The organism is Streptomyces sp. sk2.1 (assembly GCF_008120935.1).
Taxonomy (GTDB): domain Bacteria; phylum Actinomycetota; class Actinomycetes; order Streptomycetales; family Streptomycetaceae; genus Streptomyces.
Map to the genome: position 1 here is coordinate 18,761 of NZ_RDBO01000081.1, position 626 is coordinate 19,386.

Annotated in this window: 2 pseudogenes; one reads left to right on the plus strand and one right to left on the minus strand. The window is 75.4% G+C overall.

The annotated features are described in order from the left end of the window. A pseudogene (locus EAO76_RS36625) lies at window positions 1-288 on the plus strand (phosphoglucomutase, alpha-D-glucose phosphate-specific); the annotation flags it as partial. Between the two features lie 52 nt (window positions 289-340). Here EAO76_RS36625 and EAO76_RS36630 read toward each other — a convergent pair. After that, window positions 341-626 (minus strand): annotated as a pseudogene (locus tag EAO76_RS36630) (histidinol-phosphatase); the annotation flags it as partial.

Consider the following 626-nt stretch of genomic DNA (forward strand, 5'->3'; position numbering starts at 1 on the left):
CCGGCCGACCGCGCGCAGAAGGCGGTGCTCGCCCGGCTGTCCCCCGAGCAGGTCACGGCCGACACCCTGGCCGGCGAGCGGGTCACGGCCGTGCTCACGGAGGCGCCGGGCAACGGCGCGCCGATCGGCGGCATCAAGGTGACCACGGAGAACGCCTGGTTCGCCGCCCGTCCCTCGGGCACCGAGGACGTCTACAAGATCTACGCGGAGTCCTTCCTGGGCGGTGACCACCTCGCCCGGGTCCAGGAGGAGGCGAAGGCCGTGGTCTCCGCGGCGCTGGACGCCTGAGCGCCGGTCGGGGCGGCCCCGTTTCCCGGGCCGCCCCGACCGGTCGGCGGGTTCAGCGCACGACGTCCACGAAGACCGGGTTGGTGTAGAACCAGGTGTCGAGCCACGGGTTGCCCTTGCCGGGCTCGTGCGGCCGCGGGCCGTGCGGGTCGATCGCCGCGCCGAGGAACCCCGCCCCGTTGCGCCTGCCGTCGCTGCCGCGCAGCCGCAGGTAGAACGATTCGTCCGCGCGCCCGACCGGGATGCGCAGGGTGTACGTGCCGCGTCGGCCCGACACGTCGGCGGTATGGGCGACCCGGGTGTCCGGGGCGTGCCAGTCGTCGCGGTCGGCGGCCGGG